The 8772-nt window shown below is 64.1% G+C and carries 7 protein-coding genes; 1 reads left to right on the top strand and 6 read right to left on the bottom strand.

The genetic code is table 11. The features are described from left to right. Positions 1-139: 139 nt before the first annotated feature. The 5 genes from IRZ30_RS13165 to IRZ30_RS13145 all read right to left on the bottom strand — a co-directional run bounded on the left by IRZ30_RS13165 (position 140) and on the right by IRZ30_RS13145 (position 5887). A complete protein-coding gene (locus tag IRZ30_RS13165; protein ID WP_294085823.1) occupies positions 140-1054 on the bottom strand; it encodes an ABC transporter permease in 915 nt (304 codons plus the stop codon). A 13-nt stretch (positions 1055-1067) separates the two neighbouring features. Further along, positions 1068-2015, bottom strand: a complete 948-nt coding sequence (locus tag IRZ30_RS13160; RefSeq protein ID WP_294085822.1) for an ABC transporter permease — start codon at positions 2013-2015, stop codon at positions 1068-1070. Positions 2016-2017: 2 nt separating this feature from the next. Beyond that, positions 2018-3673, bottom strand: a complete 1656-nt coding sequence (locus tag IRZ30_RS13155) for an ABC transporter substrate-binding protein (RefSeq protein ID WP_294085820.1) — start codon at positions 3671-3673, stop codon at positions 2018-2020. Between the two features lie 164 nt (positions 3674-3837). Continuing rightward, on the bottom strand, positions 3838-4638 hold the full coding sequence (locus IRZ30_RS13150) for an IclR family transcriptional regulator (protein ID WP_294085818.1): 801 nt from the start codon (positions 4636-4638) through the stop codon (positions 3838-3840). A 7-nt stretch (positions 4639-4645) separates the two neighbouring features. Next, positions 4646-5887 (bottom strand): aminotransferase class III-fold pyridoxal phosphate-dependent enzyme, encoded by a 1242-nt coding sequence (locus IRZ30_RS13145; protein WP_294085816.1) that lies wholly within the window; start codon positions 5885-5887, stop codon positions 4646-4648. A gap of 399 nt (positions 5888-6286) precedes the next feature. On the opposite strand from IRZ30_RS13145, the gene IRZ30_RS13140 reads away from it, so the two are divergent. Beyond that, positions 6287-7840, top strand: coding sequence for a M81 family metallopeptidase (locus IRZ30_RS13140; protein WP_294085814.1), 1554 nt, complete (start codon positions 6287-6289; stop codon positions 7838-7840). 292 nt (positions 7841-8132) lie between these two features. Here the strand turns inward: IRZ30_RS13140 and IRZ30_RS17180 are convergent, their stop codons facing one another. After that, positions 8133-8303 (bottom strand): hypothetical protein, encoded by a 171-nt coding sequence (locus IRZ30_RS17180; RefSeq protein WP_366945349.1) that lies wholly within the window; start codon positions 8301-8303, stop codon positions 8133-8135. Between the last annotated feature and the right edge of the window lie 469 nt (positions 8304-8772).

Raw genomic sequence — 8772 nt, 5'->3', positions numbered from 1 at the left:
AGCCCCGCCTCGGCGACCGCCTCCCCTCCACCAAGGAGCACATCGAGACAGGCTAGCCTCGGGGCCCAGGAGAGCCCACCCGCATTGTCCCAGCCTCAGGATTGACGACCCGGTCTGCTCGCCCTAGCCCCGGGGTTCTTCAGCGGACGGATCGCTCACGCGGATCGAGCGCCCGGCGCAGTCCGTGTCCGATCAGCAGGAAGCATGTGGCGCTGAGGACGATCGCAAGCCCGGGCGCTAACACCGTCCAGGGAGCAAACTCCATGAACTGCCGGCTCTGGCCGAGCATCGCCCCCCACGACGCCGCCGGCGGCGGGGGGCCCAGTCCCAAGAAGCTCAGCGCCGTCTCGGTCAGTATCACCTGCCCCAGCGCTAGACTCACCTCGACGATGACCGGTGAGGAAGCGTTCGGCAAGATGTGCTTTGACACGATGCGCAGGTCGCCCGCCCCGATGGCTCGGGCGGCCTCGACAAACTCCCGCTCCTTGACCGCAAGGGTTGGCGCGCGAACGATCCGCGCCATGCGCGGCGCATACAGGAAGCCGATCGTCAGTGCGAGGTTCCGTATGCTAGGCCCCAGAATAGTCACGACGACCAAGGCAAACAGGATCGCCGGGAAGGCGAAGAGCACGTCGAGCACGCGGGTGATGACCTGATCGACACGACCGCCCAGGTACCCCGCGGGTATGCCCAACAGCAACCCCAGCACCAACGCCACCGCAACAGACAGCACGGAGACCTGCAACGATACCCGCCCCCCGTGCAGAACCCGCGAGAAGACATCTCGCCCGATGGAGTCCGTCCCCAAGAGATGTCCTGCCTGCGGTGGCGCCAGCGACCCCGTCGTCGTGATGGCGTTCGGATCATGCGTGGAAATGACCGAGGCGAAGACGGTAGCCAGCAACAAGATTGAGAAGAGCGCCAGACCAAGCACCAGTTGCACGTTCAGGCGGCGCCGCAGCCGCGTGAACCCGGTCGGCCGAGCCCCGAGCTCGTGCCGCGAGGGAACCGGTGACTCTTCGATCGAGCGTCGCGCGAACTCCGAACCGACCATGCTGCGTGATCTCTCAACTCAGGCGGATGCGCGGATCGAAGAGCGCATAGGCCAGATCGGCGAGCAGGTTTGCCAGGACGACCATGACCGCGATCACCAGCACGATGCCTTGCATCAACGGGTAGTCGCGCAGGTTGATTGCGCTGTACGCAAGCCGCCCCAGACCGGGTATGGCGAAGATCGACTCGATGATGATGGTTCCGCCCAACAGGAAGGCCATCTGCAAGCCGGTGATGGTCGTGATCGGGATGAGCGCGTTGCGGAGGATGTGCCTGGTCACCACCCTGCGTTCGTCGAGCCCCTTGGCCCGCGCCACGCGCACGTGCTCCAGGTTCATCGCCTCCGCCACGGCCGACCACGTGTTCTCGGCGATAACCGCGGCGAGGCCGGTGCCGAGCGAGATCACCGGGTAGACCAAGCCCAGCAGATGTCGCGCTGGATCCTCAGTGATCGACACGTACTCCAGCGTTGGAATGAAGGGGATATAGCGCCCACCGAACAGGATCAGCAGTGTTCCGAGGAAGAAGCTGGGTACCGCTACGCCGAGCATAATGTAGCTACGGCCGAAGATTGACCATCCCCGCCCGCGCATGGCCGCCAAGGTGCCGATCGCGCCTCCAACGATCAGTCCGAAGACTACTGAGAAGAAGGCCAACTCAACGGTCACCGGGAGTCGGCGCAGGATCTCGTCGAGCACCGGGACGTGCAGCCGGAGAGACTGCCCGAAATCGCCCCGGGCCGCGTGTCCCAGCCATTTGACGTACTGCACGGGCAGCGGCTGATCGAGCCCATACTTCCGCCGGATGTTCTCCAGAGCGACAGGATCCTGAGCGTTATCGACGCCGAGCAGTGCGACGGCGAGGTCGCCGGGGATCATGTGCATGGCCCCGAACGTGAGCATCGACACGCCCAGAAGGATGGGTACAAGCATCGCGATACGACGGAGCGCCACCGTCAACATGGCTACTGATCCAACCAGGTCTTCCGTACCGAGATGCGCGCGTTCGACGCCATCACGTCATAGCCCTTGACGTAGTTCCACACCAGCTCCCACCGCAAGGGATAGGTATAGGGGACGATGATGTACACCTGGTCGAGCGCCCGCTCCTGAATCTGGCGGTAGATCTCCACCCGACGGTCCGGGTCACTCTCGGCCTTACCCGCGTCGATCAACTCATCCAACTCCGGGTCGTTGATGCCCATCGCCTTGCCGAAGGGGGACTGGGAATGGAAGCGCTCCACCTCGTTGCTCGGATCGGGCGCCCAAACGGTTCCGACCGTCGCCATGATGTAGTTACCCGCTTGCCAGTCCTGGAGGATGGCGCCGACCTCCATCGGGTTGATGTTGACGTTGATATTGGCCGCAGCCCACTGTTCTTTCATGATCTGCGCGCATTGCACGTCCAGTTGATTGGCCGCGACCACTTTGAACTCCGGCACCTCGAGGGTCTCGTAACCCGCTTGCCGCAGCAACTCCTTGGCTTTTTCGACATCTTGCTGGTAATACGGGAGGTCGGAGCCGTCGCCCTCATAGCCAGCCAGTTGCGAGGGTGGTAGGAACGTCCCCACAGAACCGAAACCGCCGAGCACCGCCTGCACGATCGCCTGCCGGTTGAGCGCCAGGCTCATGGCACGTCGTACGTTGACGTCGTTGAACGGCGGTTCCTTGAGATTGAACATGATCGGCAGGTACCGGCTGCTGACGCCGGGGACCGACTCGAGGCCCTGCGTCGTTTGCGAGACGTTTTGCGCCACCTTTGGGTCCTTCAGCCACGCCATGTGGACCGTCCCGGAGCGCAGGGCAGAGGTGATCGAGGTGTCGTCACCCAACAACTTGAAGGTCACGCCGTCGAGGTAAGGAAGCCCTTCCTCATAGTAGTCCTCGAACTTCTCGAGCCGCACCTCCTGATCGAGCACATGCTCGACGAAGCGGAACGGGCCTGTGCCAGGCGCCGTGGCGTTCAGCTCCTCACCCGTGATGCCCGCCGGGACAATCGCCCCATTCGGAATCGTGGCCAGGTTCCGCAGGAATGGCGCGAGGGGCCGCTTGAGATTGAACTGCACGGTGGTCGCATCCGGCGTCTCGATCGACTCGATATCCCCGAAGATGGAGATTCGTGGACTCGCTGTGGCGGGATCGATGATCCGCTCGAAGGTGTACTTGACATCCTCCGAGCTGAAGTCTTTCCCGTTGTGGAACTTCACCCCTTCTCTTAGGTGGAAGACATACGTCTGGTCGTCCACAACCTCCCAGTTGGTCGCCAGATCCGGCTCAATCTCCATGTCCGGCGTCCAGCGCAGGAGCCCGGTGAAGATAAGTTCCTGCACGTTGGTCGAGGCCCAAGCACCGGAGACCGTCGGATCGAGTTCCTGCGGACCGAAGTCTTGGCCGATGATGAGGGTACCGCCATACTTTGGCTCGCCGCTTTCCCCAGCGGACCCGGACGGCGAGCTCCCACCGGTCGGCTCTGCGGTACTGGCCGGAGCACCTCCCCCGTTACCCTCTGGGGTATCGTCACTCCCACCCCCGCATGCGGTGAGGAGGCTGGCGCTGGCCATCCCCACCGTGACGACTAGGAAGCGGCGTCGGCTTAGCATCCCGGATCGCTCACGCGTCATCGCACCCCTCCTCGCCTACCGGTCCTTCTCCAACTCACCTCGCGACGGCGACCGGTCCGGTCGAACGCCACATCCCCTCGTGGCGAGGACGCGGTGCTTCATTCCGGACGCATCTGCGAGCGAGGTGGATGGCTTGGTTCCTCGAGTCCGACGTTGAAACCGGTCTAGCCGTTTTCGCTGCCCTGACTGCTCATCGGCGGCCACCTCCCACCGATGCGGTCAGTGATGTCCTGTGCCGCTGCCAGTACCGCCTGTCGCACCTCCTCTGCGACCTCGCCGCGCAGCCTCCGCTCCGGGGCAGAGATGCTGACTGCTGCGGTCACGTTCCCCGCATGATCGAAGATCGGAGAGCCGTAGCAGCACGCTCCCGGCTCGTTCTCGCCGTGATCCTCAGCCACTCCGGACGCTCGAATCCGCTCCAACTCTTGCCGCAGAGATGCCGGGTCGGTATTCGTCTGCGCCGTGCGCTTGGCCAGAGGACTGCGCAGCACCTGCTCGCGCTGCTCTTCCGGGAGAAAGCTCAGAATCGCTTTGCCGAGCGCGGTCGAGTGCATTTCGTCGGTGGCACCGATGCGCGCGGCCATGCGCAGGCCATGCTCACTCTCGATCATGTCGATGTAGAGCAGTCGCCCATTGACAGGGATGGCCAGGTTTACCGTTTCGTTGAACCGCTCATGCAGCGCCTCCAGAACAGGCCGGGCCCGCTCCCGAACGTCGAATGTCGCCAGTGCGTGGTACCCGAGCTGTACCAGCCGGCCACCGAGCTGGTACTTGCTGCTCGTCGGATCGCGGAGGACGTAGCCGCGTCTCTCTAAATTGACCAGAATCCGGAAGACCGCCGACTTGGTCGCGCCAATCGTCCGAGCGATATCACTCACGCCGACTGGCCCGCGTGCCTCGGCCAGCGCCTCGAGCACATCAAGCGCACGGTCGACAACAGCGATGCGATAGTTCTGCTCGCTCATGAGACGCTCACGACTGCTTCACCAATTCCGCTGACACGTGCTCGATGATGGTGAGTGCTTCGGCAAAGTGCTCCTGTGTATGCGAGAGGGAGAAACCACAGTGCCCCGGGGCGCCCTGCCGCGTGTACGCGTGCATGTACAGCCCACGATCGAGGCAGCCCAGCACGAACCGTCGGTTGAGCTCATGGTCGTGGTTCAGCGCGTCGGCATACGTTCTCACTCGCTCACGCCGGTTGAAGTACAACCCGAAACGCGCACCCAGCCCCTGCACGACGACCGGGAGGCCGTGCCGATCGAAGATCGCCTGCATGTCACGGTAGAAGGTCTCGCTCACTTCGAGCAGCACGTCATAGACGTCGGGCTGCCGCAGGTACTCGAGCGTCGCCAGCGCCGCCAGCACACTCAACGGATGGCCGGAGTACGTCCCGCTGTGCGCGACTGGGCCGGTGGGCGCGAGTTGCTCCATGATGTCTGCGCGACCCACCAGGGCCGACAGCGGCATGCCGTTGGCCAGTGCTTTGGCGAGCGTGCTCAGGTCGGGAGTCACCCCGTAGTAGGCCTGTGCGCCGCCCAGGTCCATCCGGAAGCCGGAGAGCACCTCATCGAAGATCAGGACGATGCCCTCCTCGCGCGTCCGAGTACGGACGTGCTCAAGGAATCCCGGCTCAGGGGGAATACAGCCGGCGTTGTAGTGAACCGGCTCCAAGATCACCGCGGCGATCTCACCCCGGTGCCGGACCAACGCTTTGTCAAATGCGTCAGCGTCGTTGAACGGCACGAGGATCAGGTCATCTGCACCCGACGCCGGGACACCACCGGAGGATGGGACGGCCTGCAGGTCGCCCGCTTGCGAATCCGCGGCCCGAAACAGGAACACGTCGGACAGTCCGTGGAAGTGCCCATCGAACTTCAGCAGCTTGGTTCTGCCCGTGACATGCCGCGCCAGCCGGACCGCCACCACTGTGACCTCCGTGCCGGTCGACGCGAAGCGCACCCGTTCCGCCGACGGAATGATCTCGGTGAGCATCCGAGCCAACTGCTCATGGTACGGGGTGTCCGCGGCTGTGATCATCCCGTTCTCAAGGGCATCGCGCACTGCGCGCTGCGTCGCCGGGTGTCTGTGACCGAGCATCGTCGCCCCGTTGGACATGTTGAAGTCCAGGTACTGCTTTCCCTGGATGTCGGTCACAATGGCACCCTCGCCATGGACCAGAAAGAGGGGTCGTCCGAGATACGGATGATGTCGCATTGATGCAGACACCCCGCCCGCGAGAACCTCCTGGGCCGCAGACGTGAGGCGCTCCGGAGAATCGATCGAGCGTCGCTCCATTAGGGCACTCCCTATCGGAGGAAATTCGTTTCATCATCTGAAACGTCGTAACACGGTGTAAACAGCGTAGCAGTCACGGCTGTCACTGTCAAGAGCGCAACAGCGGACCGCTCCGCCGCACAGTGGAGGTGATGGGGTCGCCATCCGGGCGCTTGACAGGGTCAGTACGCAACGCTAAGATGGGTGCATACATTGCAAAAGTGTTTCATGTATTGAAACAACGCCGAGGGCGAGACAGGTACCGCGTGCACCGTGCGTCGCCGCACCGGGCACGCCTGGCTGCCCCTCGCCCCACGGGTTGGAGGAGGGCGGAACGGCGTGAAGCGGGTAGCTATCATCGGCATGTTCCACGAGACCAACACCTTCGCCCTCGAGCACAACGATCGCCCAGACGCTGCACTCAAGCTCGGCCAGGAGGTGATCGATCGCGCCGTCCCGAAGAACTTCATCTCCGGGTTTGTCGAGGGTGTCAGTCGCTCGGACATCGAGCTTGTTCCCATCGCCGATGTGCACTTCGTCCACGGCGGCCTGATCCACGCCGACGTGTATGACCACTATGTCGGACTGATCGTCGACGGTGTGCGCCAGGCGGAGCGACTAGACGGCGTCTACTTTGCACTCCACGGTGCTATGGTGGCCGAGGATCCGTACACTGACGCCGAAGGCGAGCTGCTGCACCGGGTGCGAGCCGTGGTCGGCGAGCACGTTCCTTTTGTGGCCACCTACGATTTCCACAACATCATGAGCCACCGCGAGTGCGAGCTCCTCGCCGCCGCCTTTCCGAACGACACCAATCCCCACATCGACGCTTACGAGCGTGGTCTCGAGGCGGGCGAGTGCATGCTGCGGATCCTGGACGGCGCGATCCGCCCGGTGACGCGCGTCGTGCATGTCCCCATCATCGGCCCCAACATCGGCCAGAGTACGTGGGCCCACGCCCCGGAGGAGGAGGCACGGCTGCCCCTTTACCGACTCAACCGCATTCGCGAGGAGATGGAGCGCACCCCGGGGATCCTCAATCTCACCATCCAGGGCGGGTACGGCTACGCGGACACGCCCGAGTCCTCGATGTCGGTCGTCGCGACCACCAACGGGGATCCTGAGCTCGCCGTGCGAGCCGCTTCTGAGCTGGCGATGCACGTCTGGCAGATGCGCGAGGACATCCTCAACGTCCGGCCCATTGTCAGCATCGACGAGGGCGTGCGCATGGCCATGGAGAGCACCGGTGAGCGCCCCATCGTCCTCGTCGACCTCGGGGATGACCCCGGTAGCTCATGCGCGGCCGACAGTCCGGCGGTTCTTGAGAGCCTCATCAGCCACGGCGCCCGCGACTGCGCCCTGACGATCCGCGATCCCAACGTCGTCCGGGCGGGCATCGCGGCCGGCATCGGCGCCACGCTCGAGATGGACATCGGTGCCGCGGTCGACCAGCGCTTCTACAAGCCCATCCGTGTCCGAGGAACCGTCAAGCTAATCGACGATGGAAACTACACGATCTGCGGGCCAATCCACGGGGGTTGGGGTAAGGAGGTACGGCGAGAAGCCTGGCGATCCGTCAACGTGGGCCCGCGCGTCGTGCTGCGCATCGGCGACAAGATCGACGTCATCTTCTCGATGGAGCGCAGCGGTAAAGACCGCGATTTCTTCAAGAGCGCCGGCATCATCTTTGAAGAGAAGCGGATCATTGTCGTGAAGTCAAATCAGGCCCACCGCGCGTCGTTTGATCCCATCGTGGACGGCAACATCAACCTCGCCACGCCAGGCGCCAGTACCGTTGACTATGCCAGCCTGCCGTTCCGGCACATCCGGCGTCCGCTCTGGCCGATGGATACGGACTTCACGTGGTCCCCGCCGAATGTTGGCGCGTCCTGAGCCGCATTCGGCCACGACGGTGGCGCGCAGACCCAGCCGCGGTGCGCGGACCTGTCCACGATCCAAGGGGCTGAGAGGCGACGACAGGACCAACACGCTGCCCCGAGACATTCCCCGCTCGCCTTCAGGAACGGAGCGGCGCGGCTGCCTACGGAGCGTTACGGAGAGCGGGGTCGCAACGAGCCGTCCGCTCTCGCGGAGAACGAAGTGCTGGCCGCGATACTCCTTGGTGACGGGAACAATGCGACGCGCGAGCCGCAGAAGCGGGTTCCGCTCCGGCAAGACCTTGTCCTCACGCTGGAGCGCCATCCGGAACCCGGTCACGACCACCTGGCCGCCGAACACGTAGATCACCCAGTGGAAGCGCTCGAACAATGCCGCGCCAGCCACGATAAAGGCCGCGCATGACGATGGCCCCGACCACACCCCAGAACAGCACGCGACGCTGCAGGGCGGCCGGCACAGCGAAGTAGCGGAAGAGCAGGGCGGTGACGACGATGTTGTCACCGCCCTGCTCTTCTCGATGAGGTAGCCGGCTGGGTACTCCCCGGCCGCCGTTGGCCCATGCCAGAACCACAGGAGACCGCCGAACGCGAGCCCCAGGCCGATCCAGACCGCGCTCCAGATCGCCGCCTCGCGCATCGATACCACCCGGGCATCGCGGTGGAAGGCAAACAGGTCGAGCGCGAGGACGAGCGAGATGAACCCGAAGAAGATTTCCCAGACCCACAGATCAGCAGACATTGATAAACCTCCGACTGAACACCGAACGGTGCCAGCCGAAGGTCGCTCAGCCGATCTTGGCCAGCGTCACCAGGCCTCACGGTCGGCCTCACGAAATCGGCACCGCCTCCTCGCGTCCAACGTCGCCACCCGAAGCATCGCGCGCAATCCCCGCATTGACGACAGCCCCGTACCCCGCGGTCCCCGAC

The organism is Sphaerobacter sp. (assembly GCF_019683595.1).
Taxonomy (GTDB): domain Bacteria; phylum Chloroflexota; class Chloroflexia; order Thermomicrobiales; family Thermomicrobiaceae; genus Sphaerobacter.
The sequence above is the reverse complement of the archived record's forward strand: the minus strand, read 5'-3'. Positions and strand labels throughout refer to the sequence as shown.